23 protein-coding genes are annotated in these 23,938 nt (G+C 49.2%); 10 read left to right on the top strand and 13 right to left on the bottom strand.

Translation table 11 applies throughout. The annotated features are described in order from the left end of the window. Positions 1–19: 19 nt before the first annotated feature. The gene (locus ACX1DY_RS15245; RefSeq protein ID WP_458965035.1) at positions 20–478 is read right to left on the bottom strand and encodes an Lrp/AsnC family transcriptional regulator; all 459 of its coding nucleotides are present in this window, start codon (positions 476–478) and stop codon (positions 20–22) included. A 171-nt stretch (positions 479–649) separates the two neighbouring features. On the opposite strand from ACX1DY_RS15245, the gene ACX1DY_RS15240 reads away from it, so the two are divergent. Further along, entirely contained in the window at positions 650–1,822 is a 1,173-nt protein-coding gene (locus ACX1DY_RS15240) for a serine hydrolase domain-containing protein (RefSeq protein WP_458965034.1), read from the top strand. A gap of 23 nt (positions 1,823–1,845) precedes the next feature. Continuing rightward, a complete protein-coding gene (locus ACX1DY_RS15235) occupies positions 1,846–3,051 on the top strand; it encodes an MFS transporter (protein ID WP_458965033.1) in 1,206 nt (401 codons plus the stop codon). Positions 3,052–3,197: 146 nt separating this feature from the next. Here the strand turns inward: ACX1DY_RS15235 and ACX1DY_RS15230 are convergent, their stop codons facing one another. From ACX1DY_RS15230 to ACX1DY_RS15215, 4 genes are all read right to left on the bottom strand, one after another. Further along, positions 3,198–3,587 carry a tetratricopeptide repeat protein gene (locus ACX1DY_RS15230; RefSeq protein ID WP_458965032.1) on the bottom strand — a complete coding sequence of 130 codons (390 nt, stop codon included), beginning with the start codon at positions 3,585–3,587 and terminating at the stop codon, positions 3,198–3,200. A gap of 204 nt (positions 3,588–3,791) precedes the next feature. After that, entirely contained in the window at positions 3,792–4,076 is a 285-nt protein-coding gene (locus ACX1DY_RS15225; RefSeq protein ID WP_458965031.1) for a DUF4183 domain-containing protein, read from the bottom strand. Positions 4,077–4,143: 67 nt separating this feature from the next. Continuing rightward, positions 4,144–5,094 carry a DUF4183 domain-containing protein gene (locus tag ACX1DY_RS15220; RefSeq protein ID WP_458965030.1) on the bottom strand — a complete coding sequence of 317 codons (951 nt, stop codon included), beginning with the start codon at positions 5,092–5,094 and terminating at the stop codon, positions 4,144–4,146. Between the two features lie 346 nt (positions 5,095–5,440). After that, positions 5,441–6,679 (bottom strand): ATP-binding protein, encoded by a 1,239-nt coding sequence (locus tag ACX1DY_RS15215; RefSeq protein WP_458965029.1) that lies wholly within the window; start codon positions 6,677–6,679, stop codon positions 5,441–5,443. 206 nt (positions 6,680–6,885) lie between these two features. On the opposite strand from ACX1DY_RS15215, the gene ACX1DY_RS15210 reads away from it, so the two are divergent. Continuing rightward, positions 6,886–7,653: a DODA-type extradiol aromatic ring-opening family dioxygenase gene (locus ACX1DY_RS15210; protein WP_458965028.1), complete on the top strand. Its 768-nt coding sequence runs from the start codon at positions 6,886–6,888 to the stop codon at positions 7,651–7,653. Between the two features lie 79 nt (positions 7,654–7,732). On the opposite strand, the gene ACX1DY_RS15205 is transcribed toward ACX1DY_RS15210, so the two are convergent. Next, a complete protein-coding gene (locus ACX1DY_RS15205; RefSeq protein WP_458965027.1) occupies positions 7,733–8,218 on the bottom strand; it encodes a GyrI-like domain-containing protein in 486 nt (161 codons plus the stop codon). Positions 8,219–8,318: 100 nt separating this feature from the next. Then, positions 8,319–8,603, bottom strand: coding sequence for an alpha/beta-type small acid-soluble spore protein (locus tag ACX1DY_RS15200; RefSeq protein ID WP_458965026.1), 285 nt, complete (start codon positions 8,601–8,603; stop codon positions 8,319–8,321). Positions 8,604–8,931: 328 nt separating this feature from the next. Here ACX1DY_RS15200 and ACX1DY_RS15195 point away from each other — a divergent pair, with 328 nt between their 5' ends. After that, complete coding sequence (locus tag ACX1DY_RS15195; protein WP_458965025.1) at positions 8,932–9,471, top strand: hypothetical protein; 540 nt, start codon at positions 8,932–8,934, stop codon at positions 9,469–9,471. A 68-nt stretch (positions 9,472–9,539) separates the two neighbouring features. Here the strand turns inward: ACX1DY_RS15195 and ACX1DY_RS15190 are convergent, their stop codons facing one another. Both ACX1DY_RS15190 and ACX1DY_RS15185 read right to left on the bottom strand, forming a co-directional pair. Next, positions 9,540–10,511, bottom strand: coding sequence for a hypothetical protein (locus ACX1DY_RS15190; protein WP_458965024.1), 972 nt, complete (start codon positions 10,509–10,511; stop codon positions 9,540–9,542). Next, positions 10,501–11,079, bottom strand: coding sequence for a sigma-70 family RNA polymerase sigma factor (locus ACX1DY_RS15185; protein WP_458965023.1), 579 nt, complete (start codon positions 11,077–11,079; stop codon positions 10,501–10,503). Before ACX1DY_RS15185 ends, ACX1DY_RS15190 begins: the two co-directional genes overlap by 11 nt. Positions 11,080–11,284: 205 nt before the next feature. On the opposite strand from ACX1DY_RS15185, the gene ACX1DY_RS15180 reads away from it, so the two are divergent. From ACX1DY_RS15180 to ACX1DY_RS15155, 6 genes are all read left to right on the top strand, one after another. Continuing rightward, a complete protein-coding gene (locus ACX1DY_RS15180) occupies positions 11,285–13,849 on the top strand; it encodes a hypothetical protein (RefSeq protein WP_458965022.1) in 2,565 nt (854 codons plus the stop codon). Continuing rightward, positions 13,846–15,021, top strand: a complete 1,176-nt coding sequence (locus ACX1DY_RS15175) for an efflux RND transporter periplasmic adaptor subunit (protein WP_458965021.1) — start codon at positions 13,846–13,848, stop codon at positions 15,019–15,021. The genes ACX1DY_RS15180 and ACX1DY_RS15175 overlap by 4 nt, the downstream gene beginning before the upstream one ends. After that, on the top strand, positions 15,018–15,713 hold the full coding sequence (locus tag ACX1DY_RS15170; RefSeq protein ID WP_458965020.1) for an ABC transporter ATP-binding protein: 696 nt from the start codon (positions 15,018–15,020) through the stop codon (positions 15,711–15,713). Before ACX1DY_RS15175 ends, ACX1DY_RS15170 begins: the two co-directional genes overlap by 4 nt. Then, complete coding sequence (locus ACX1DY_RS15165) at positions 15,710–16,882, top strand: ABC transporter permease (protein ID WP_458965019.1); 1,173 nt, start codon at positions 15,710–15,712, stop codon at positions 16,880–16,882. Before ACX1DY_RS15170 ends, ACX1DY_RS15165 begins: the two co-directional genes overlap by 4 nt. Positions 16,883–16,948: 66 nt before the next feature. Further along, positions 16,949–18,397 (top strand): sensor histidine kinase, encoded by a 1,449-nt coding sequence (locus ACX1DY_RS15160; RefSeq protein WP_458965018.1) that lies wholly within the window; start codon positions 16,949–16,951, stop codon positions 18,395–18,397. Further along, on the top strand, positions 18,394–19,089 hold the full coding sequence (locus ACX1DY_RS15155; protein WP_458965017.1) for a response regulator transcription factor: 696 nt from the start codon (positions 18,394–18,396) through the stop codon (positions 19,087–19,089). Before ACX1DY_RS15160 ends, ACX1DY_RS15155 begins: the two co-directional genes overlap by 4 nt. Before the next feature lie 355 nt (positions 19,090–19,444). Here ACX1DY_RS15155 and ACX1DY_RS15150 read toward each other — a convergent pair whose 3' ends face one another. The 4 genes from ACX1DY_RS15150 to ACX1DY_RS15135 all read right to left on the bottom strand — a co-directional run bounded on the left by ACX1DY_RS15150 (position 19,445) and on the right by ACX1DY_RS15135 (position 23,914). Further along, entirely contained in the window at positions 19,445–20,146 is a 702-nt protein-coding gene (locus tag ACX1DY_RS15150) for a hypothetical protein (protein ID WP_458965016.1), read from the bottom strand. A 73-nt stretch (positions 20,147–20,219) separates the two neighbouring features. Continuing rightward, complete coding sequence (locus ACX1DY_RS15145; protein WP_458965015.1) at positions 20,220–20,762, bottom strand: hypothetical protein; 543 nt, start codon at positions 20,760–20,762, stop codon at positions 20,220–20,222. A 253-nt stretch (positions 20,763–21,015) separates the two neighbouring features. Continuing rightward, positions 21,016–22,776 (bottom strand): dihydroxyacetone kinase subunit DhaK, encoded by a 1,761-nt coding sequence (gene dhaK / locus ACX1DY_RS15140; protein WP_458965014.1) that lies wholly within the window; start codon positions 22,774–22,776, stop codon positions 21,016–21,018. Position 22,777: 1 nt separating this feature from the next. Next, positions 22,778–23,914, bottom strand: coding sequence for a glycerol dehydrogenase (locus ACX1DY_RS15135; protein WP_458965013.1), 1,137 nt, complete (start codon positions 23,912–23,914; stop codon positions 22,778–22,780). Positions 23,915–23,938 lie beyond the last annotated feature (24 nt).

Here is a 23,938-nt window from a genome sequence, read left to right as displayed (position 1 = left end):
ACGGCCCCCTAGCTGCTAACTAATCCAGCAAATTTACGTTCGTCTCATCAAGCGAAGGAATTAGATACTTAGGCTCAATAGGTGATGACATCACGATCAGGGTCGTATACGTGCCGTATTTATCAGATTCGATCCCGAACGCCTCAAGCCCCTGCGTGGAGTCGGACATTACCTTTAACAGATAATTGTGTTCTCCACTGATGCGATAGCATTCGACGACATCGGGATGGTCACGGCAGAAATCAAGGAAGCCATAACAATCTCTTGTACGAAAAAGCATATAGGCAGCAGATGACCTTCCGATTTTCTCAGGGGAAATAATGGTCCGGTACTCACTTATAATTCCTTTTTCCTCCATGCGCTTAACTCTTTCCGTTACTGCGGGTTGCGACAGTCCAACACTCTTCCCCAGCTCCGTCATGGAAATTCTCGCTTGGCCTTGAAGATGGAACAGGATTTGCTTATCAATAGAGTCCATATTTGACCACTCCTTTAATATTAAGGTTTGTTATCTGAAACTCCGTTCTTTTTAACGTTTTATGTGGATTTTATCTTTATTGGCTTATGTAATCAAGTCTGGTGATTTTATATAATGTGCTTACAATAGTAAAGCGGACACCGCTTTAACTATAGCGAAAGGATGTTGAATATGCACTATTCGAACATAATTAACCCGGACCGGCTCCCGGAACGCATCAACCAAGTAGTTGACAAGACGTTAACCGATAAGCGCCTGGCCGGTGCTGTCATCAAGGTAGCGATGGATGGGAAGGTCGTATACAGCCGGGCCGCCGGCTTTGCCGACCGTGAGCTGAACCTGGCTATGCGGGAGGACGCCTTGTTCCGGCTCGCATCGGTTTCCAAACCCATTACCTCTACGGCTGCTCTGGTGCTGGTTGCCCAAGGCCGGCTGAGCCTTGATGAACGCTTGGACCACTGGCTGCCGGAATTTCAGCCACGCCTTACGAACGGTGAAGCCGCGGCAATGACGATCCGTCACTTAATGACGCACACCGCTGGATTAACCTACCGCTTCTTTCAAGAAGAGGGTGGTTCCTATGAGCAGGCCGGTGTATCCGATGGCATGGATCAGCCCGGCATCACGCTCGAAGAGAACCTGCGGCGGATCGCCTCTGTCCCGCTCCTATATACGCCAGGCACGATGTGGAGATATTCTATCGCAACAGACGTGCTGGGGGCTGTGATTGCTAGAGTCACCGGGTCCACACTCAGTGAAGCCATCTATTCGCTCGTGACCCGGCCGCTCGGCATGAACGATACCGGTTTTGTTGCCATCGACCCGCAGCGGCTGACCACGGCTTATGCCGATGATGTTCCGGGGCTGCGGCCTTTAGCTAGTCCAGACAGCCTTGCTTTTGTGGAAGGCACGGCGGGCTTCAGGCTCGCCCCAGGCCGGGCGCTTGACTCTGACGCCTTTCCTTCCGGGGGCGCCGGCATGGTCGGCAGCGCCGGGGATTTTCTGCAACTGCTGGAAACCTTGCGCAAGGGTGGGGCGCCTCTGCTGCCAGAGTCCCTGGTTCACGAAATGACCACCAATCAAATTGGTGATCTGCCTATGCCTTACTGGCCAGGGAGAGGTTTTGGCTTGGGGATTACGGTGCTTAAAGACCCTATTGCCGCAGACACTGCAGAATCCCCTGGCACATGGCGCATGGGCGGCACCTATGGCCATTCGTGGTTCGTCGATCCTAAGCAGCGGTTAAGCGTGGTAGCCTTCACCAATACCGCGCTGGAGGGCATGTCTGGTCCGTTTACAGTTGATTTATGCAATGCCGTCTACGGCAGATTGAATAATGAATGAATAACACAAGAAAGGGGTGCGAAATGAGCAGCGGATCAGCTTCATCCTCACAGCAAGTCTCCAATCCGCCCGTTCCTGAGCGCCTCCCCTGGACCGGGCTGCTCGCTCTGGCTATGGCGGGGTTTATCTGTATACTAACCGAGACGATTCCCGCCGGATTATTGCTCCAGATCAGTAGCGGGCTTGGAGTGACGGAGGCCATGGCAGGCCAACTGGTTACCCTGTACGCCCTGGGCTCGCTGCTTGCTGCAATTCCTTTGACTACCGCAACACGCGGATGGAGACGGCGGCCCTTGCTGTTGACATGTATCCTTGGTTTCCTTGTATTCAACACCGTTACTACGTTCTCTTCGAGCTATCCCCTGACGCTTGTGGCCCGTTTCCTCGCGGGTGTATCCGCTGGTGTCCTATGGGGAATGGTCGCAGGCTATGCCCGGCGCATGGTACCGGAGCAGCTCAAAGGCCGCGCTATGGCCGTTGCTATGACAGGAACGCCGCTTGCTCTGGCGCTCGGTGTCCCTCTCGGAACCTGGATAGGTGATCTTGCTGGCTGGCGCAATGTCTTCGGCAGCCTGTCACTGCTCGCGCTGCTGCTGACCGTTTGGGTGCTCTGGAAGCTGCCGGACTATCCGGGAGAGGCCGCAGACAAGCGGCTCCCTCTCCACAGGATTTTCACTGCCCCAGGAGTACGGCCGATATTGTTTGTCGTGCTGGCCTGGGTCCTGGCCCACAATATCCTGTATACCTATATAGCTCCTTACCTTACTCAGGCCCGGCTTACCGGGCAGGTAGACTTGGTGCTGCTTATTTTCGGCATTACAGCGCTTCTTGGCATCTGGATGACCGGGATCTGGATCGACCGCCACCTGAGACTGCTGGTTCTGGTCAGCATCGCTGCATTTGCCTTGGCGTCTATCCTGCTTGGTATGGGCGGCAGCCAGCCTCTCGTGATCTATTTGGCGGTTGCCGTATGGGGGTTAACATTTGGGGGAGCAGCGACGCTGCTGCAGACAGCAATTGCTATAGCTGGCGGGAAAAGTGCAGATGTGGCTCAATCAATGCTCGTGACAGCATGGAATCTGGCCATTGGAGGCGGGGGTGTGGCCGGTGGTATTCTGCTCGAAACAACGGGAGTTACTTCTTTCCCATGGGCGTTGTTTGTCCTGCTGACCCTTGCACTTCTGGTTGCCTGGCGCAGCAGAGCATACGGATTTCCTTCCGGAAGGTGAACATGACAAGAAGAAGCGGCTTTGTCGCTCTCTGAAAGAGGGGGCGTCCCATTGATGGGACAGCCCCACATTTGAGTTCCGGGAGCGGCCGGACCGCCTGTCCCGCAAACCCTGGCACTCGCCCCGCCCCTATTATTCCCCTCAATCTATTCCTCTTCCTCAGCATCATCGGAGTTCGCTGCAGCGGCCGCTTCGTTTCGGCTCCATTCGAGAAACTGTATGGTATCCTCATCCTCAGGGTCCAGCTTATGCGCAATCTCAAATTCTCGGATCGCATCCTGAAGCTGATCCAAATAATAGTGGGCATAACCTACGCGGAAATGCCATAGCGGGTCCTTTTTCCCCTGTTCGGCAGTCTTCATGAACCACTTCAGCGCTTCTTTATAGCGTCCCAGATTATTCAGCGCTCTCCCCAAATGAGTGGCCAGCTCGTCATCAATCAATATCGTAGGGGTTTCTTTGATACGGTCTACGATTTCTTGATACTTGTCCTCCTCATGCCAAGCATTTAGTTGCGCGATAAGTTCATCTCTCATTGCTATGCCTCCTGGTAAGATTTCCTGATAATTTTCTGTTCAAGAAATACTTTACCATTTCCTTAGGGACTTTCCCATTGCAGTCCTTCAAACGGAGCAGCCTCCTTATAACCAAAAGGCTATCCCCCTTGGCATCTTGCGATGCTTGCGAGGGATAGCCTTAAGAAATTTAAAGATTTTTGAAGATAGCAATGCAGTTAGTGATTAGTTGATAGTGAACTCAATAAGCACGGGAGTCGCTGCATTGAGTGTATCACCATTTGGAATGGTGATTGCAGTAGTGGTAACTGTTGAAGTATCACCCGTTTGAAGCACTCCATTGAGATACAGATTGTAAAACGCTGGTGCTGTCGGGAATGCAGTCGCAGCCGCGCCGGCATCATTCGTTGTGGCAGTAGCAAGAATGTTGAACGTAGCGCCTGTACCTGTACCATCTCCGATAGTGGCAGAGAATCTACTAACTGTTAAAAATGGTTTTACGAAAGCCATGTTCTTCACCTCCTCTACTCTATCTTATGGTAGTAGAAGAGAAAAGTGAGGGCGAAGCAGCGTCCAATTACGAAACCAGCGCAAGGAACCGCAGAAATTGCAAAGTAATTGGCGTACCTGCATAGATCACGCCACTACCCGGGTTAAAATTTAAGGCAGTTGTATTCACGCTGTATGTGCCGCCTTCTTGTAATATCCCATTGACGAAAAGATCGTTATATCCATTTACACCTACAGCAGGAAAAGAAACAACCGGATTACCATTATCATCAGTAAACTGATTAGCTGGAATAACTACAGGATCAGTCAGTACTAAATCCGCGCTTGGTATAAATAGGTATCTATTTACAGAAGGTACGATAGTGACCCCGGGGAGGGGGCCAAGCGGTCCTTGGGGACCTTGAGCTCCCGCTGTCCCCTGCGGGCCTTGGGTTCCGGACGCTCCCGCTGTTCCTTGCGGGCCTTGAGCTCCGGGCGCTCCCGCTGTCCCTTGCGGGCCTTGGGTCCCGGCCGCTCCCGTTGCCCCTTGCGGGCCTTGAGCTCCGGGCGCTCCCGCTGTCCCTTGCGGGCCCTGGGTTCCGGGCGCTCCCGCTGTCCCCTGCGGGCCTTGGGTTCCGGGCGCTCCCGCTGTCCCTTGCGGACCTTGAGCTCCGGGCGCTCCCGCTGTCCCTTGCGGGCCTTGGGTTCCGGGCGCTCCCGCTGTTCCTTGCGGGCCTTGAGCTCCGGGCGCTCCCGCTGTCCCTTGCGGGCCTTGGGTTCCGGGCGCTCCCGCTGGTCCTTGCGGGCCTTGGGCTCCGTATTCTCCCGATGCTCCCCGCTCTCCCTGCGGGCCCTGAGCTCCAGGCGCTCCCGCTGGTCCTCGCTCTCCCTGCCTACCTTGAGCTCCGGGCGCTCCCGCTGCTCCTTGCTCTCCCTGCGGGCCCTGAGCCCCGGGCGCTCCCGCTGTCCCTTGCGGGCCTTGGGTTCCGGGCGCTCCCGCTAGCCCCCGTTCACCTTGATACCCCCGTGGCCCTCGCAAACGCCGGGGGACATAAACATGAATTTTCGTTCGTCCACATCTCTTCCTTCGGATTAATTTCCTTTTCGGAGTACAGTGCTTTGATTTTTTTCTGTTGATGATTAGTTTTTTTCTTTTATATTGGAGAGATTTTTTCCGTACGGTCTTATGAAGCTTGGAGCACTTCACATAGAAACACCTCCGATTTATTTGGCGTTCTACTCAAAGAATCACATTGAGGTACAAAAAACCATTCGTCTTATGCCTATACTATGTCATCGACCAGTTCCAGGAATGGACTTCTGTCCAATCAGCAGTAGGCTGAAATCCAATTCTTAGTAAATAGGCCCTGAGCGCCCGGTCATCTTTAGGTCGGGATTGTAATGAGGAAGGTCGTGCCTTTGCCTTTCTCACTCTCAACCTCAATGACCCCTTTAACTTTATCAATTGTACTGTAGACCATGAGCATGCCCAGACCCGTTCCTTCTTCCTTGGTAGAATAATATGGCTTGCCCAGACGCGATATTTCCTCCTTCGTCATCCCGATTCCGGTGTCACGGATACTGATGATAATATTGTGCTTTTTTTCGGATATATCAATGAAAAGCGTGCCGCCTTCCTTCTCTTTCATCGCTTCAATTCCATTTTTATATAAGTTGATCAAGCATTGCTGAATCTGGTTCCTGTCGTAGCTTTTAATTAACGTATTATTGAAACTGAACTGGACGTCCACTTTGTGTATGGTGGCATAGGGCATAATGATATTTTTGGTATACTCCGCCTCCGCTTTCATGTTGGAATGAATCATGTTCTCCGATTGCGGCTTGGCAAAAGAGAGGTAGTCGCTGACGATTTTTTCCGCGCGGTTCAGCTCCTGCAGAGATAGCTCCACATAACCTTGCTGCTCATGGGTCAGGTTTGTTGATTTATTTAGTAGCTGCAAAAACCCGCTCGTAACTGTAAGCGGATTCCTTATTTCATGTGAAACACTGGCCGCCAGCTCACTGACGACATTCAGTCTTTCCGACTGCAGAATCCGGTCACGGTTCTTAAGATTGGTAATGATCTGCTCCAGTAAAATCATCAGGATGCACATCACCACAACATGAGTTGCTACCGCATCAAGAGTAAGGACCCAGAATTGATGGTCTAAGGTCTCCACAAGCATACTTAATACAACCAGGTAACATCCCATTGTAAAAAAAGAAATGACGGTTGCCCAAATAATCCGGGCTTTAGAGCTTAGCTTGAGGAACTTCTCACTGAATGCAGGCACCAGAATCAGTACAACTGTTGAAAACAGAAAGGAATGAATCGTTCCCTCTCCGCCTATATAGAACCGGTAAATGTTTAATATCAGATATAACGGGAGAACATTCCTGTATCCGCCAAACAGAGCCACTATAATAAACGGAATGTACCGCAGATCAAAAATAAACCCCATTTCCAGTTGAATCGGCTTAGCAATACATAGAAGCATCGTCACTGCTGACAGCAAAACAATAATCTTTCGACTATAGGAATAGGGTCTATTTTCAAAGAAAATCAGAACAAACAATACCGGAAACAGCAAAAACAAGAAATTCAACAGCAGGGTCTCTAACAAGGGGTAACTTCCTTTCGGCTGGTGTTAACACTTATTCATTATTATAAGTAAATTTTCTGTTATTCCCAATATAATCTATGGAAAATTATTCTTCATATAAATAAATCACTTTACGAAATCAAGTAAGTATTATATATTATATTACATATAGTAAGTAAGTGAATATAACGAAAGTAACCACACTTTAATCTAAAGGAGAGTTTACAATGATATCCCCGCTCTTTGTAGGACACGGTTCACCGATGATGGCGATACAGAACACACCTTGCACGGATTTTCTTCTCTCGTACGGCCAGTCGCTGAAGCCCAAAGCTATTGTTATTTTCACTGCCCACTGGGAAACCGAGGTGCTTACCATTTCATCCACGGATGATGTGTATGAGATGATCTATGATTTTGGCGGCTTCCCGAATCAATTGTATCAGATCAAATACCCTGCCAAAGGCTCAACTGCCCTGGCCCATTCCCTTGCTGAACGCTTCAGCGCGAAAGACATCCCGGTTCAGTTCGATACCAAGCGGGGACTGGATCACGGGTCCTGGGTTCCGCTCTCCCGGATGTTCCCGGTCCCTGATTGCCCGGTGGTTCAAATATCTGTGAATCCCTACTTGCCGCCTGCTCAGCAGTACCTTATTGGCGAAGCCCTTCGCGGATTGGATGAAGAAGACATCCTGATTGTTGGCAGCGGCGCAACCGTGCATAATTTCCGCACCATGAACCCGGATGCCACGGCCCCCGACCCTCAGGCTGTCGCCTTCGATGATTGGCTGATCGAGCATATGCGCAAGCAGGATTTGGACAGCTTGTTCAACTATATGTCGTTAGCTCCAAATGCCCGACTGGCCGTGCCTAGACCTGAGCATTTCGTTCCCCTCTACATCGTGATGGGCAGCGGGAATCCGGACCGTCAGCCCCAAGAGGTTCACCGGAGCTATGAAATGGGCTCGCTGAGCTATTTCTCCGTTGCATTTTAAGTGAAGGCAGCACATAGAAAAAGCAAAAAAAAGACACTGGGATGAAATTCACCCTAGTGTCTTTTTGTATGGATCAAGCTTATTTTACCGCAATATAAATCTGCACTTCGATAGCGCCGGGGTCAAGATTCCGGGACGGATAGAGTTCAAAATCGCCTGTGTACGTTCTTAGTTCCGGCGATTTCTCGAAATATGCCCAAATCTCTCTCCACGCCTCAGGAACCACTTCATTCATCGGACCTTTTCCCGCCGTAAATACGAGATACTTGCTTGCCGGAATCACTGCATAACTGAACTTATCGTCCGGCTGAAACGCTGCTTCTTCACTAACTTCATGTCCAATAACCACTGTATAAGCACCGCTTGCGTCACTTTCATAATCCGTATATAAGGAATAGAGAGGTTCGGAGCTGCCCATCCCCGCCCGTGATGCCAGGCTGCTGGTAAAATAGGTGTCCCATAGTCCCGGTAACAGCCCATTCGGCCCTAATTCCACCTGATTTGTAGTGCGTGCGCTAACGCCAACCAGTCTGATTTCCGGCTTTTCAACTGTATAAATAGACATCGTTCATCCCCTTATCCTTGTTATATGGCCATTATAGCGCGGAGAAGTGGACAACATTATGTCATATTCTTGGTTATCGGGCTTCGATTATTAACGATTTTTATGATTTCTCCTTGTTCGCCAGCTGCTCTTGGGCGAGCCGGATCATTTCCCGAACCATGGACCCGCCGATTTTGCCGCCAATCTGGCCCGCTGATTCTGTAGTCAGACTGCCATTATTGCCTGGCTGCAGCGGTACACCCAGCTCTTTTGCCACCTCGTATTTCACATCGTCCGGCCGGCTCAGGTCAACATTGTAGCCTTCCTGCTTCATCACATTTGCTTTAAATGTCTGCATCCCCTGTGCTGCCCCCGGCACCACATATCTCCTGTTTCTTCGGGCCATGCTAACCACTCCCTTTGAGCTCTTTTTCCTTAACTTGCCCCGGAGCAGAAGTTTTCATCCCGCTTCCTCCGCGGAACTTTATAGTTCATGTAAGTTGTAAATACAAAGTAATTTTTACTTTTATAGTGCTGCCTCAGTCATCACTGAGAAATATAAGCTTAGCTAAGCCGTGGGCATGGATATCCTGCCCCCGGCTTTCTTTACCTATAAAAATGCTCGTAATAGCACTTTGTTTAGCGAATGAGCACTTCCTTTGTCACCCGTGCAGGTAGCCGCTGCCAAAGAGCGAATTACTCATACCAACACTACCTGAACTGGAGGAATCGAAATGGAAATTCTGAAAACAAAGGATGCTGCAGAGCTGCTGTCCGTTAGCCAGACAACGATCAAACGCTGGGCTGCCATGTTCCCTAATTCCTTTCCAAAGGACCGGTTTGGACATTACATTTTCTCGAAGCATGAAATCAGCCTGCTAGAGTCTATTAAAGACCGCATTACTCACGGGGAAGCCCTGGAAAGCATCCATCTAACCCCCGTGAATGACGGGCAGCAGCCCAAGCTGCTGCAAGAGAGCCGGGTCTCGTACACGCAGGATAAGCCAATGGAGGATATGCTGTCCCGGATCAATGATATCGAACGCTCACTCGACCATAAAGCCGATGAAGTCGTGTCGTTCCAACTACTCCAGCAGCGCGAAGAGCTTGAGGACCTGCGGCAAATGATCAAGCAATTGGCGGTATCCCTGGAAACGATTCAGAACGGCCAATCCCCCACTCCGTATTCAGAGCTCCACCCCGTTGCAGCCGTGAAGCTCTCGACCCCGCCAAGGAAGCGCGGCTTGCTGCGTTCCTTTTTCTCATTTCTGTAGTCCCGGATTCGTAGCAAAGAACGGTTGACCCCATTATTCATGGAATCAACCGTTCTATTTTTGCCTATTTAGAACAAGCTCTTAGCCGCTTCAATCAATTGTTCTTTGGTCATCGCCTGGGAACCGGTCTGCACATGATAGGCCACGGTTTTGCCGCCGGCTTCACTCAGCCACGTTACATCCTGATGCTTAGAACTCTCCCCGAGCAGGGATTGATCGTCCATCAGATAATGTGCGGTTAGATCTCCTATTTTGATCTCCTCGTACACTGTATTGGGAGGAACCAATTGAAGCGCCTTGGCTCCGGGAGCACCGTCTGCAATTTGCCAGGTCAGATAGAGTGACTCATTGGCCGCATTGCGGTATACAGAAGTGTAGGTCTTAATAATATCTTGGGCCGCATCAGTCTTACGCCACAGCATCCCGCTCCCCGACTTCTTGCTTTCAGCCTTCATCTCATCCAGAAGCTTATAGGCATCCATGCCGAAACTGAATTGGTATGGCGAATTCTCCATGCCTTCCACGAGCTTAAAGGTTCCCAGAAATGTGTCAGGAAGCTTCTCCCCGATACTGCGCTCCTGCAAAGCTGCCTTCCATGAGTCTAATGGAAGAACGGCTGGTTGATTAGTGCCTAAGACAATGGGTGTTCCTTGAATCTCACGGTCATAATCCTTAAGATATACAACCGCTGTTTCCCCGGGGTTTAATTGGGCCTTAACCTCCGCAAGCGAACCGCGAATCTTTGCCACATCCTCTTGCTTGAACTGCAGCTGCTGCTCTGTTTGATAGCTGACAGATAGCTTCTCCTTATTATCCGTGAACAGGAGCTTACTGCCTGCATAGGCAAAGCCACACAGCATGACAAAAATTACCCCAAGCAAGACGAATTTAGGCATTTTTCTTTTGGTGGACATGAATGGTTCTCCCCTTTGCTGCATCACCTGCTGCCTGTATTCCGCCATAATCCGGTCATCCAGGTCGGAAGGACACACCCGGGAATCCTGCTCGAACGCCTCTACCAGTTGCTGTTCAATAGACAAAGCCATCCCCCTCCTTTCGCAACCCCTGACCATCAAATTGGCGGCGCAACTGCTTAAGCGCATGATGATGTCTGGATTTTACTGTGCCTAACGGTATCTTCAGCAATTCGGAAATCTCCTCCAGCGAGCAATCCTGATAGTAGCGAAGAACGATAACCTCCCTGAATTTGAGGGACAACGTCTGCAGAATCGGAAGCAGTTCGAGCTGATCATTCAGAACAAGGAGCTGTAGCTCAGCAGCGGGATCGGATGATTTGGAGGTGGTGAGCTTCAGCTTTTCCGCGATGCGAAAAAGGCGCCACTCCTTCCGTTTCCAGTTTCGTACTTGTCTGACAATCAGGCCATTGAACCATGAAGTGAAATTTTGCTCCACATCATAATTCTTCAGGCTTCTGAACAGCTCCAAATAGACTTCGCTCATAATATCCGGAACGTCTTGCTTGCTCGGAGCGAGATAGCTGATTAACCGGTAAGCATGATCGCGTGTTGCTTCGTATACGACTTGAAATGCTTGTTCATCACCCTGGCTCATCCGGATAAGCCACGGGTTCAAGTCTAAGTCCTTCATAGGGCCGGCCTCCATTCGGGTCTTACAACGGATATTGGCTCATTATTCCAAAAAGGTTCAATCCGTCTGCGAAAAATTTCCAATCGTTCAATTTATAAAAAGTTTAACTTCTGTTTAAGTTTGTGTCGAACTCTCCGCTTCTTTATTTATCCCTATTTTAAAACTGCCTTTTATGATAGGGCTATGAATATTAGGAGGGAAGAATATGAAGAATTACCGTGCCTACGCCGTTCTGCTGGCAGGAGCGATTGCTGTTAGTCAGCAGCCCGCCATACCGGCATTTGCGGCGCCCGCCAGCGTTCCTATAAACAAAGCCAATCCGCAGAATACCGATGCTCTGGCTAAGCTGGCCTCTATCTCTATTCAGGCTGGCGTCAGCGTGAAACTGACCGATTTGCAGCTTGCGAAGGAGGAAACCGGGAATAGTCTGACCTATACACTGACTTATACCAATACAAGCGGCAGTCCCTATAAGCTTTTCAATGGATTCTCAAAAGTTACAACCCCTGAAGGCGTAGAGATCAAAAGCAACGCTGTGCCCGAGGATAAAAACAAAGTCGAAGTAGCCCCCAAGGACCAACTATCCGTTACATACTACGTGAATGTCCGCAAGACGAACAAGCTCAGCGGGATCAAAATTTCGATGTTCGGCTGGGACTTCAGCGGTTCCGACTACCAGAAGAAGCTGGGCACCTTTGCCATCCCGGCAACATATTCCTCATACGTCCAGCGGGGCCAGAGCAAGAAAATCACCATGAACAGCTTACCGGTATCCCTCAAGCCGGATACTCTGCAAATCTACCATTTCAACAGCAAGGCATATGCCAAAATCGCCTTAAGCCTGACGAATCTTGGCTCCAAGGTATTGAGTGTTCCCGGCTACAGGGTATACCTGGAGTCTTCCGGCGGCTCCATGTTCGAGCTTGCGCTAAGCGACACCAGCCGCGACTATAAAGTGCAACCCGGGGAGAAGAAGACCGTCTACTACCTTACTGAAATCCCTTCTTATACAAATACCAATAATATGTCTCTGTCCATCACCAAGGAAAATACGGAGCTTAAAGTGAACCTGCCTGTGGCCTCCTTCGTGCTGCCTGCTGCAACATCTCCAAACCTCAGCGTAGCTTCGTATGCCACGAAGAAGCTCAGTATCAACAGCAACACCGTGGAGACACAACTGAAAAAAGCCTCCGTCACGGTTAAGGGCGACAAGGCATTATGGAATCTGCAGTTCTGGGTAAAAAATGCCGGCAACAAAGCAGTAACCCTGCCGAACTATGATTTATCTGTCAAAGCCGCAGAGGGTTATACCCTCCCGGTAAATACCAAAGCTTTCAGCAGCCTTACACTGAAGCCGCTTGAGGAGCGGATTCTCCAGTTCTCCGCAGAAGTGCCGCTTGAGCTAAGTCAGGGTGCCCTTCAGCTTCAGTTGGTAGAGCCGGCAGCCGAAGGCAAAATCATCTTCCCTACGGCCTTTTACCAGATTCCTTATAAGCTGGAACAGGACCGTTACGTAAATTCAGAATATATACTCGATAACAGCTACGGAACCTTCGGCATTAATCTGGAATCTATCGAGCGCATGCCTTGGTCCGCTGAAGATGTGGTCGTAGCCAAAGTCCGCATCCGCAACACCAAAGCTTCCACGGTTACAATGCCTTCGCTCACCGGGGCGATGAAAGCCGGAACCCATGATCTGGGCAGCTCGGTTCAGGTTGTTGCAGCCGATTCAGACCCTACGCTGGCTTCAGGGGAGAGCGCCAGTTATTATGTGATCGGCAAGATCCCTTATGAGCTTAGCTTCGAGCAAATCAAAATCGAGCTTACCAGCGGTTCCGGCGATACGGCGGAGTCCTTCCTCTCATTGAACACAAGACAGGTGGCTGCTGCGGCCCCTGCGGTAGAACAGGGCAAATCGTTCCACATTGAAACGCCGGGCAAACGGGCGGAGATCAAGGAACGCCGGACCACTGTATATCCCGGAACGAGCAAGAACATCGTGTACACAGAGCTGGAAATGAACAGCGAGGAGACCCGTAAATCGGATCAGGCTAAGCTCGTTGCATACTATAAGACGCCTAGCGATGATTATTACGAAGCGGAAATCAGCCAATCGGAGCTGGGGACCGGGCCTAAAGGCAAAAATCTGTTAACCGTGTGGAGCAAGCTGCCGGTGTCGGTAGACACCTCCAAGCTGACTCTCTATGTCGGGGAAGGCGTGAGCGAAGGCAAGCTTACGCTGCCGGGCGGAACGCCGACGGCTTACATCAACACGGTAGCACTCGCACTGAACAAGCAAACGCCCGCACCTCTAACCGCTCTTAGCGGCGGTGTAGAACTGTTCCCGTATAGTCTCACGATAACCAATGCTACAGGAACATTGAATGAGGGCCAAGACACCCTCTCAACCAACCTGACCTACAGCCTGGGCAAGAGCAGCATCTATGATATGGGAGCCTATGGACATAAGCTGGTTGTGCAGCTAATGGACCCTTACGGCCAAAGCCAGGAAAGAACACTGACACTCGGTACGGATCTTACACCAGGACAATTCATGACCTATTCCACAACCTTCACCAGCAGCTTATATAAGACGCTGAAAGGCGGAAATTTCATTCTTAACCTGTACGACGAGTTCCAGGGCGAGCGAATCAAGCTTGGAAGCCAAACCTACAATTTGACCTACGTCCCGACACCAAAGACTCCCGAGCCTACAAGCACCCCTGCCCCTAAGGACAGCACTAACACGAACGGTGGAGGATCATTATGAAGATAAAAAAAGGGGTCTGGATATCGGCTGTAATCATTGCGCTTGTGGCAACAGGTACGGCGGTATATACCTTATCGCCAGACAAAAGCAAGCAAGAAGCTAAAGTAACCGTCAAAACAACCGCGGTGCAGAAAGGAGACATCTCTGTCATTGTCAAAGGCTCCGGCTCTGTCAAAGCTACACACTCAGAAACTGTCTTCGCCAAGGATCAGGGGAACGTAGCAAGGGTATTTGTCAACACAAATGCTCTGGTTAAGAAAGGCCAGGTCTTGATGACATATAAAGCGACAAATGTAGACAGCAGTCTGAGGCAGCAGCTTAACACGCTAAGGCAGAATCAAAACGCGCTGCAGGACAAACAAGACCAGTATAAGAAGCTTGTAATGGACGGCGCGGCGCAGGGTGAAGTGGACACGGCGAAACTGGCCATTGAAAGATCCAAGGAAGATATCGCGGCGACCGAGGCTGAAATTGCAGCGCTGCACAAGGATCAGACCCCTCGCGCCCCATTGACCTCACCGATGGATGGAACGATTACCAAGATTAGCGTATCTTCAGGCGGAGCAGTTGTTAACGGCGCGGAAGCCTTCAAGATTACCGATTACCAGAATCTGAGCGCAACCATCCGGGTTGACGAGCTGGATATCCCAAAGATCAAGCTGGGAATGACTGCAACGGTTAAACTGGATGCTCTGGCAAATAAGATCTACTCCGGCAAAGTGGTCGCCATTGCAAATGAAGGCAAGATTACAAACGGCGTATCCTTATTTGATGTCACGATCCGCCTCACCGATCCCGGTGAGGTAAAGGCCGGAATGTCAGCGCAGGGGACAGTCCAAATCGAAGAGAAGAAGGGGATTCTGGTGCTTCCTATTGAATCCGTAACCCAGAAGGGCGAAAAGTATTTCGTTCAGGTATTGAACACTACGGCGAAGACAACGAGCCCGGACATAGCCCCTGTACCTGAAGAAAAGGCCGTTACCGTCGGCGTTCACGATGAGAGCCAGATTGAGATCACCAGCGGGCTGAAGCTCGGGGATCAGGTGGTTATTCCGACCGTTATCGCGCCTAGCGGCGCAAGCTCGGGCTCCCAGGATCAGGGCTTCTTCGGCGGAGGCGGGGAAGACATCGGAAACGGCGGAGACGCTCCAGCCGGAGGGGGTGGACTATGAGCGCTGAACCCTTGATCCGGATTGAAAATATGGTCCACGGCTATACGATGGCAGGCGAACGGATGACGGTATTAAAAGGAATCTCGTTTACGATCACCCACGGGGAATTTGTGGCAATCATCGGCCCGTCAGGGTCAGGCAAATCAACGCTCATGAATATGATCGGCTGCCTGGACCTTTCCAATGAAGGAAGCTATTCTCTTGACGGGCAGGATGTCAGGAAGCTGTCAGATAACCGCATGGCGAAAATCCGCAACGAGAAAATCGGATTTATCTTTCAGAGCTTTAACCTGTTGCCGAAGTTCTCTGCTGTAGAAAATGTAGAGCTGCCTCTGATTTATCGGGGCATGGCCCACAGGGAAAGAAGAAAACTGGCCGAGGTGGCGCTGGAAAAGGTAGGGCTTCACGAACGGATGCATCACCGGCCCAGCGAGCTGTCCGGGGGGCAGCAGCAGCGGGTAGCCATCGCCAGGGCGCTCGCGGGCAATCCCCCCATGCTTCTCGCGGATGAACCTACCGGGGCGCTGGATACGAAGACAGGGCAAGAGGTGATGCAGATGATCAAGATGCTGAATGAACAGGGGCATACAATTATTCTGATTACGCATGATTTGGAGATTGCCAAGCAGGCGAAACGGGTCATTCGGATTCAGGATGGAAATCTGGTAGAGGATCGGAGAAATGACGAATGATCTTTTTTCAAAGCATACGCATGGCGCTCATGAGCATCATCGGCAACAAGGTTCGTTCGTTTCTTACAATGCTGGGAATCATCATCGGGGTGTCATCGGTTATTCTGCTTGTATCCGTCGGACAGGGCGTTACCGGACAGATTTCAGGTCAGCTCAGTGATCTCGGCACCAACCAGATGGCGGTAATGATCACAGGACGGGGAGCGGTCAACTCACTGGAATATGACGAGGTGATGGCCTATGCCAAGCTCCCGGGTGTAGATCTCGTGTCCCCCAGCATCAGCAGCAACATTACAGCCAAATACCGTACCAAGAATAAAACTGTCCCGCTTGAAGGGGTAACACCAAGCTACGAGAAGGTGAAGGATTTCCATGTCCAGTCCGGCAGATTCCTGCTCGATATAGATAACCAGTACCGGCAAAAGGTAGCGCTGATCGGTTCGTCTACCGCCAAGAAGCTATACGGTACGGAGAATCCTGTGGGGCAAGATATACAGCTCAATGGCAGCACCTTCAAGATCGTTGGATTATTGCAAGCAAAAGGCACATCACTGGCCGGATCGAATGATGACAAAATCCTCATCCCCTTAGCTTCGGCAGAACGGCTGCTTCAGAGTAAAGGCGTTCAAAATTTTACTGTCAAGGTACTGACCGATAAAGACGTTAAGCCTGTCAAGAGCAGGATCGAAAGTATCCTTGACAAGAAGTTCCTTAAAGCTAAAGATGCTTACTTTATTTACGACTCCAAGGAAATCATGGATACTGTCAAAAAAACCACCAATACCCTTTCGATCGGACTCGCAGGGATTGCCGGAATTTCCCTGATTGTGGGCGGAATCGGGATCATGAATATCATGATTGTCTCGGTCAACGAACGAACAAGGGAAATCGGCATCCGCAAAGCCATTGGCGCTAAAAAGCGGGATGTGTTATTGCAGTTCATGATTGAGTCCATCTTCTTAAGCACCCTTGGCGGAGTGATAGGGATTGGTGCTGGATTAGGATTCACTTGGTTAGTCGGCAAGTTCACTTCATTACAGGTGGGCTATGCCTGGAATATGGTCACGATTTCGTTCTTGTTCTCCCTCTTTATCGGTGTGTTCTTCGGACTATTGCCGGCCAACAAAGCAGCAAGGCTCCGGCCGATTTATGCACTGCGCACGGACTAATAATCCAGGGTATTATGATATGATTGAACAAGTAGAAACGGCTACAGGAAGGGACTGGGAAATGGTATGACCATTAAACGGCGCTTGTTCATTTCAAATATCCTGATGATTGTAATCCCTGTACTCATTTCCCTGCTTATCATCTTTGTCGGCGGGGAAATTATTTTTCGGGCCACGCAGGATAGCGTTCAAAAAGATAATCAATTCTATGACTCGCGCGGTGATCTGATTCAGCGGGCTAAGCAATTTCTTGAGAACGGAAACGAACAGGAACGGGACAAAAACAAGGCAGCGCTGGAGAAGATATTGGAAAAAAATGAGCTGCGTCTGGATATTTACTCTTCCGAAAAGAGTCTATTCAGCTTCGGCACTCTTAACAGTCAGTATACCGGGGAGCTTACCAGGGCAATTTGGGCATTGCAGGGGGAAGGCTCCGCCTCCCTCAAAAACGAAGAAGCATACGCAGAGAAGATGAACGTTAACGGCAAAACGTATACAGTGATCATTTTCAACATCATATCTGATTTCAACTATAAGGAAGTCCCGCCTGAGATCATTACGTTCGGCATTTTATTTTTGCTGGGCACCATAGCCGCGATTGTCTTAACGAACCGTTTTCTTACCCGGTTTGTGTTCAAGCGGATTAAGCAGCCCTTGGATACTTTGGTGGACGGCGTTCACCAGCTCAGGGACGGCAATCTGGATGTTAGAATCCGTTACGAGAACAAGGATGAATTCGCCTCCGTCTGCGAGGATTTTAATGATATGGCCGTACGCCTGAAAGAATCTCTGCAGCTTATACAGAAACAGGAGGAGAACCGGAAAGAGCTTCTTGCCGGAATATCGCATGATCTCCGCTCTCCGCTAACCTCTGTCCGGGCCTATTCAGAAGGTTTATTGGATGGTGTGGCCCAGACACGGGAATCTCAAATCAACTATATCCGCATGATTAAGACCAAAGCCGAGGACATCGACCGGATGGTGGCCAAAATCTTTTTATTTTCAAAAATGGACCTGGGGGATTATCCGTACGATCCGGAAGCCCTGGAAGTCAATCAGGAGATATTATCATTGGTTAAAGCTACGTCCGAAGAATACAGAGAAAATGGGCTCGAAGTGAGTATAACTGCTCTAGCGGACAATGTGCTCATCTTCGCAGATCCGGTACAGCTTAACAGTATTTTTACTAACATTCTGGAAAATAGCCTGAAATATAAAAATAAAGAGCAAGGTCATGTGAGCATACGTACTGAAGTCAGGGGCAGCGAAGTCTATATCTTTGTGTCCGATGATGGGCCCGGTGTGCCGGTGGAGGCCCTGGATAAATTGTTTGACGTATTCTACCGCAGCGATCCCTCTCGCAAAAATCCCAATAAAGGCAGCGGATTAGGACTTGCGATAACGGCAAAGGCAGTGGACCGCATGGGAGGAAGTATTCATGCTGAGCCCTCTTCGGCAGGCGGTTTATGTATGGTGATCAAGCTGCCACTTCTAAGCAAAGGGGCTATAGCATGAAGAAAATATTAATTATTGAAGATGACAGTGCCATCGCTTCGATCGAGCGGGATTATTTGGAGATTAACCAGTTTGCGGTGGAGATTGCGGAAGATGGGATAACCGGGGTGGAAAAGGCGCTTTCGGGACAATTTCAACTCGTTCTGCTCGATCTGATGCTGCCGGGCGAAGATGGATTCTCCGTGTGCCGCAAGCTCAGAGACAAGCTCGACATTCCGATCCTGATGGTTACAGCCAAGCAAGAGGATATTGATAAAATCCGCGGTCTCGGACTCGGAGCCGATGATTACATCATCAAGCCTTTTTCCCCAAGTGAGCTGGTCGCCCGGGTCAAATCAAACCTGGCGCAATATGAGCGCCTCAAAGGCGGAAATGTAACAATGGCCCAGAGCAGCAGCATCGAAATGGGTCCGTTCGTCATCAATACCCAGTCGCATAGAGCTTATCTTAAAGGCCGGGAGCTGGATTTGAAGAAAAAGGAATTTGATCTTTTGTATTTTCTTGTAGTCAATGCAGACATCGTGTTTAGCAAAGATTCATTGTACGAGCGGATTTGGGGCTATGACGCAGTAGGAGATAATGCCACAGTTGCTGTACATATCAACAGACTCCGCGACAAAATCGAAGAGGACCCAGGTAATCCGAAGTATATTCAGACTGTCTGGGGAGCGGGGTATCGGTTCAAGCCTTGAGGCAATGGGTTAACAACGTGCGTTCAAAGTCAAACTAAAACCAAACAGATCACAGTAATTATTCGAGAAATGCCGGGAAGTATGACGAGGTTATAGCTGCAGTGAATGCGCTCTTCAGTCCTCGCAGAGCTGGGGGATTGTGAGTAAATGAATTACAAAAAAATGACGCCGATAAAGTGTCGGCGTCAAAATATGAACAAGTGTAACTTAGTTACAAACCTACACTCGTTCCTGTTATCTGATAACAATTTATGAAGTATCCGGAAAATGAACAGGTTAGTAGGCCGGCAATATGTATTATTCATTCTCCAATACAGAAATTCTTTATGTGAAGGAATGCAATACTTAACTTAAGTTAGTCAATAACATATGTGCCTTGTTTATAGTAATATTGATAGTAATTCGAAGAATACGTAAATGTAAGAGTAACATTATATCTTTGAGCTCCTACCTCCAGGCCGCCACTAATAGCCGTTTCACCTTTATCAAAAAAATCTCCATTTACTAACCAAAAAATTGTAGTAGAATTTAAAATTTTCCCCTCAAGATTTCCACCAAAAACCTTTGAGCCAACAAAAATGCTACCGGTATTTGTACGATCTAATTGAACACTTATCATATCAGTGAATGCTCTGAACGATCCTGAACTATAATACCATGCATATATCTTCAAAGTTGGAATATAAAAAGGAGTAACATTTTGCGGAATTGATATTTCTTTAACCCATTTATCAGTAGTGGCAGTTGAGATGCCCCCTTTTAAAGTTTGAGAAGTTTTATCAGGATGTTGAGCTTTAGCCTCCTCAATTGTAATACCACTATCTTTTGCAATAGAACTCATTGCTTCATCATAACTAACATCCCTCACGATTACGCCATCACCTAATTTGTCCAGATTATTCAAGTCAACAATTCCTTGGTTTTCAACTCCATTAGGTACTTCTATAGCTGTTTGAGCACTTTGAGCATAAGACGGTTGGGAAAGTGGAAAGAGCAAACCGGTAGTTAAAGCTAGTGTTGCAACAAGAGTTGACGTTAAACTTTTAAATTTTTTCATTTCATTTCTCCTTTTAGTAGAATATATTCATAATATTGCATTGGATAAAATTTGTAAGTATTAAAAAATGTCTCTAATATATATTTAATTTAAAAGATTGAATTATTTTTGAAATCCTTAAAATCATATTATGATTTTTGTCTGTTTCGGTTGGATTATCTGGTAAAAATAACCCCCACTCTTGAATCCTACCTTCGGTTAGAACAAATCCAGATACATTTGCTCCAAAACCGCCTATTTTTACAGATTCAAGAGTAAGCCTATCATCGTGAAATACATTCGTCAGTAGATTTTCAGTTCCAATGAAGAATACTGGATAGGGTATGTTACGAAAAAAATCTTTATTTTCTTGTTTTGCTGCTTCTACGAAATGTTCTTTTGTAATGATTAGTCCATCAAAGTCTATACTCTTGTCAGCAATAATATCTTTGAGATTTTTTTGTACATAGTTTATATTTTTAACTTTATCAAATGGATTTTTACCTACTACTGCAATATTCAACTGAATTGAAGGAATTTCATAAAGGTCGGTTCGAGACTCAATTTCTTTGTTGTTGTCACAACCTACAAACAATATTGATAGCGTTGTAAGAATTAAAAGAATCATTTTTTTCATTAACATATCTCCTTTTTGATTTTATGGGTAAAAATAGATTTATGTGCTTTTGGTTCCATAAATATTATAATATAGCACTACTTTAAAGTATACAATTTACATTTTTGAAAAGGAAAGTATATCGTTAAAAGACTAGTATATCAAATCGCTCTTGAATACATGCGTATATTTTTATGTTCTCAACTATCGCAGCTCAAATCTCCAAACAAAAAAAGCCCGTATCAGCTAAGCTGATCGGGCTCCATTATTTTCCCTACTGCATCGCTTCCGCAAGCCCGGTGAAAATAACGCCCAGTGCAAAAGCGCCTGCGTCGGGATAACCGAGGCTTCTCTCCCCTACTGTACCGGCTCTGCCCATTCGGGCCACGATGTTCCCGGTCTTCTCCGCTCCTTCTACAGCAGCATTTGCTGCCTTGGTCGAAGCAGACGGGAAGTCATCGCCTTGATGCGCGCTGCGCTGCCACGATTCCGCGTAAGGAACCAGCGCGTCGATAAGCGTCTTGTCGCCGACAACCGCCCCTCTGCCGAAGGCTCTCTCCCCTGTGTCTTGAATGCCCTTAACCGCAGCGCCCATCATATCGGCGAACTCCTGCATGGATAGCTCTGTCTTGGTCCCGGCATATTTGCCGGCAGCCCGAAAGCCCGATCCCCAGATCGGACCGGACGCCCCGCCGCAATACTCCATAATAACCAGCGAGCAGGCATCCAGGAAGCTCCCGATATCCGAAGCATGGTTTTGGACGATATCCGGCCATTCTGTCTTGAGTTGCTTGAACCCTTTGGCTACGCTCATTCCAAAATCCCCGTCTCCGGCATGGGCATCCAGCTCACAGAACGGAACCTCATTCTCAATAACGATTTCACTCATTTTATCCATACCGTAAATCAGATTGTTTAGAGATAGCTTATCCCCGGTAATCTTTGCGTAATCGGCATTCGTCTCGCATTTGAAGGATACCGCCTGCTTCTGTTCCGGCTCCTTAACGGTCTCAATGTAGCTAACCGGCTCGAAGGGTCCCTGCAGGAATAAGGCGGGCGTGTGGCACTCGTCGGCGAGCAGCTCCTTCAATTGATCGTCCAGTTGCATGAGCGACAAAGATGCCCCTGCCATATCTATGCTCGTCATAAAGTTGCCGGCTAGAACGTTATAGACGGTTACTTGTCTGGCCTGCAGCTCACGCATCACCGAATTAGCCAGCAGATACAATTCCTGAAGCGGGGTAGCCCCGAAACCGTTAACCAATACGGTAACCTCCCGGACCGGATCACCGGCGGCACTTAAGTTTTCCAGCAGGGCAGACACCATTCGCTGAGCCAATTCATCGGCTGACACCATAGGCTCCTTGCGGATACCCGGCTCACCGTGAATGCCGACCCCGTACTCCATTTCACCCTCCCCAAGCTGGAAGGTTGGTGTCCCCTTCGCCGGAACCGTACAAGAGGTGAACGCGAAGCCGATGCTTCGGGTATGTTCAATGGCCTTTTGGGCCGCAGCTTTTACCTCGCTCAAGGACATTCCCCGCTCAGCTGCCGCACCGGCGATCTTGTGCACCAGAACCGTTCCGGCCACGCCTCTTTTACCTACAGTGTAGAGGCTGTCTTCAACGGCAATATCATCATCGACCTTCACATAATCGACCTCAATGCCGTCTTCGCCAGCAAGAAATGCGGCATTTTTGAAGTTCATCATATCGCCGCTGTAATTTTTGATGATTAGCAAGGTTCCCTTCCGGCCTGCCGTAGCGCGGATAGCCTGATACACTTGAATTTGTGAAGGGGAGGCAAAAATATCACCGCAAACGGCGGCATCCAGCATCCCTTTTCCGACAAATCCGGCATGGGCCGGCTCATGGCCGCTTCCGCCGCCGCTGATTAACGTTACTTTCTCCTGATTCAGGTTTTTCTTCTGGATAATTTTATACTTGCTGTTGAACTCCAAGCTTGGATGGGCCAGCACCAGCCCGCTGCACATTTCTCTGACCAAGGTTTCCGGCGTATTTATTATTTTTTTCATCTCATACCCCTTTTTCCTTCTTGTAATTTTGTCCGAGCTGGTCGGCGACCCGAATGACTGCGGCAACCGCTTCTGCTGTAACGGGGAAAGGCATCGAGTGAATCGACTCTTCCGGGATACAGGCTTTTTGGGCTACATTCAGCAGCTCTTCCTGCGATACGCTGTCCACTCCAATGTCGGCAAGGCAGACCGGAAGGCCAACGGCTGTGCAGAATTCCAGCACCTCGTTCAACTCGCTCTGGGGGGCATTCTCCAGCACCAATTGGGCGATGGTACTGAACGCCACCTTCTCGCCATGATAATAGTGATGGGTTCCTTCAAGCGAGGTCAACCCATTATGAATGGCATGGGCTGCCGCCAAGCCGCCGCTTTCGAACCCAAGGCCCGACAAAAGAATATTGGCTTCAATAATATTCTCCAGCGCAGGTGTAACCAGATTGCAGTCACACGCTACCTTCGCATGTATTCCATCCTTCAACAACGTTTCGTAGCAGAACTTAGCCAGCGCCAGCGCCGTATTCGTTCCCCTCGCATCTCCGCACACGCCTTCACGAACGCCGCAAGGCAGGCCGGCATTGACCTTCGAGTAGGAGCTTGAAGTCGCTCTGGCCTCAAAATAAGTGGACAGCGCATCCCCCATGCCAGCCACCAGAAATCTTGTCGGAGCATTAGCAATTACCGTTGTATCAATCATGACCACGCTTGGGCTTTGCTTGAAATAGGCGTAGTCATCAAACTGCCCTTCGGGTGTATACAGGACGGCTGAATGGCTTGTCGGCGCATCCGTCGCTGCTATTGTCGGCACGATAATCAAAGCCTCGCCTTCGGCTACGCATTTAGCAGTATCAATTGCTTTTCCGCCGCCCAGTCCAATCGTACAGGAGCAGGAATTCGCCCGGGCAAGCTCCTGAAGCCGCGCTACCTCCTCCCGTGAGCATTCCCCACGGAAATTACTTTCAACCAGCGTGATCTTAAATTTATCTGCGGTGTGGTCCAGTTTGGCTTGTACCCGCTTCACATCATCCGGGTGGGCGATCAGCAGCGCTGAATTTCCGAAGGTCTGAACGAAGTACCCCAAGTTGAACAGCTCATCTTCACCTTGCACATATTTGGTTGGGCTGATAAAGGCTTTTCTCATCGTAACTCCTCCTCATAATTCTGC

This window comes from Paenibacillus sp. BAC0078, from assembly GCF_054483875.1.
The sequence above is the reverse complement of the archived record's forward strand: the minus strand, read 5'-3'. Positions and strand labels throughout refer to the sequence as shown.

Bases quoted from the DNA above. Each gene is read 5' to 3' on its own strand.
- ACX1DY_RS15180 (WP_458965022.1), top strand. From the start codon at position 11,285: ATGAAGAATTACCGTGCCTACGCCGTTCTGCTGGCAGGAGCGATTGCT.
- ACX1DY_RS15235 (WP_458965033.1), top strand. From the start codon at position 1,846: ATGAGCAGCGGATCAGCTTCATCCTCACAGCAAGTCTCCAATCCGCCC.
- ACX1DY_RS15160 (WP_458965018.1), top strand. From the start codon at position 16,949: ATGACCATTAAACGGCGCTTGTTCATTTCAAATATCCTGATGATTGTA.
- ACX1DY_RS15185 (WP_458965023.1), bottom strand. From the start codon at position 11,079: ATGAAGGACTTAGACTTGAACCCGTGGCTTATCCGGATGAGCCAGGGT.
- ACX1DY_RS15175 (WP_458965021.1), top strand. From the start codon at position 13,846: ATGAAGATAAAAAAAGGGGTCTGGATATCGGCTGTAATCATTGCGCTT.
- ACX1DY_RS15135 (WP_458965013.1), bottom strand. From the start codon at position 23,914: ATGAGAAAAGCCTTTATCAGCCCAACCAAATATGTGCAAGGTGAAGAT.
- ACX1DY_RS15165 (WP_458965019.1), top strand. From the start codon at position 15,710: ATGATCTTTTTTCAAAGCATACGCATGGCGCTCATGAGCATCATCGGC.
- ACX1DY_RS15200 (WP_458965026.1), bottom strand. From the start codon at position 8,603: ATGGCCCGAAGAAACAGGAGATATGTGGTGCCGGGGGCAGCACAGGGG.
- ACX1DY_RS15205 (WP_458965027.1), bottom strand. From the start codon at position 8,218: ATGTCTATTTATACAGTTGAAAAGCCGGAAATCAGACTGGTTGGCGTT.
- ACX1DY_RS15230 (WP_458965032.1), bottom strand. From the start codon at position 3,587: ATGAGAGATGAACTTATCGCGCAACTAAATGCTTGGCATGAGGAGGAC.
- ACX1DY_RS15225 (WP_458965031.1), bottom strand. From the start codon at position 4,076: ATGGCTTTCGTAAAACCATTTTTAACAGTTAGTAGATTCTCTGCCACT.
- ACX1DY_RS15155 (WP_458965017.1), top strand. From the start codon at position 18,394: ATGAAGAAAATATTAATTATTGAAGATGACAGTGCCATCGCTTCGATC.
- dhaK (WP_458965014.1), bottom strand. From the start codon at position 22,776: ATGAAAAAAATAATAAATACGCCGGAAACCTTGGTCAGAGAAATGTGC.
- ACX1DY_RS15210 (WP_458965028.1), top strand. From the start codon at position 6,886: ATGATATCCCCGCTCTTTGTAGGACACGGTTCACCGATGATGGCGATA.
- ACX1DY_RS15195 (WP_458965025.1), top strand. From the start codon at position 8,932: ATGGAAATTCTGAAAACAAAGGATGCTGCAGAGCTGCTGTCCGTTAGC.
- ACX1DY_RS15245 (WP_458965035.1), bottom strand. From the start codon at position 478: ATGGACTCTATTGATAAGCAAATCCTGTTCCATCTTCAAGGCCAAGCG.
- ACX1DY_RS15150 (WP_458965016.1), bottom strand. From the start codon at position 20,146: ATGAAAAAATTTAAAAGTTTAACGTCAACTCTTGTTGCAACACTAGCT.
- ACX1DY_RS15170 (WP_458965020.1), top strand. From the start codon at position 15,018: ATGAGCGCTGAACCCTTGATCCGGATTGAAAATATGGTCCACGGCTAT.
- ACX1DY_RS15145 (WP_458965015.1), bottom strand. From the start codon at position 20,762: ATGAAAAAAATGATTCTTTTAATTCTTACAACGCTATCAATATTGTTT.
- ACX1DY_RS15240 (WP_458965034.1), top strand. From the start codon at position 650: ATGCACTATTCGAACATAATTAACCCGGACCGGCTCCCGGAACGCATC.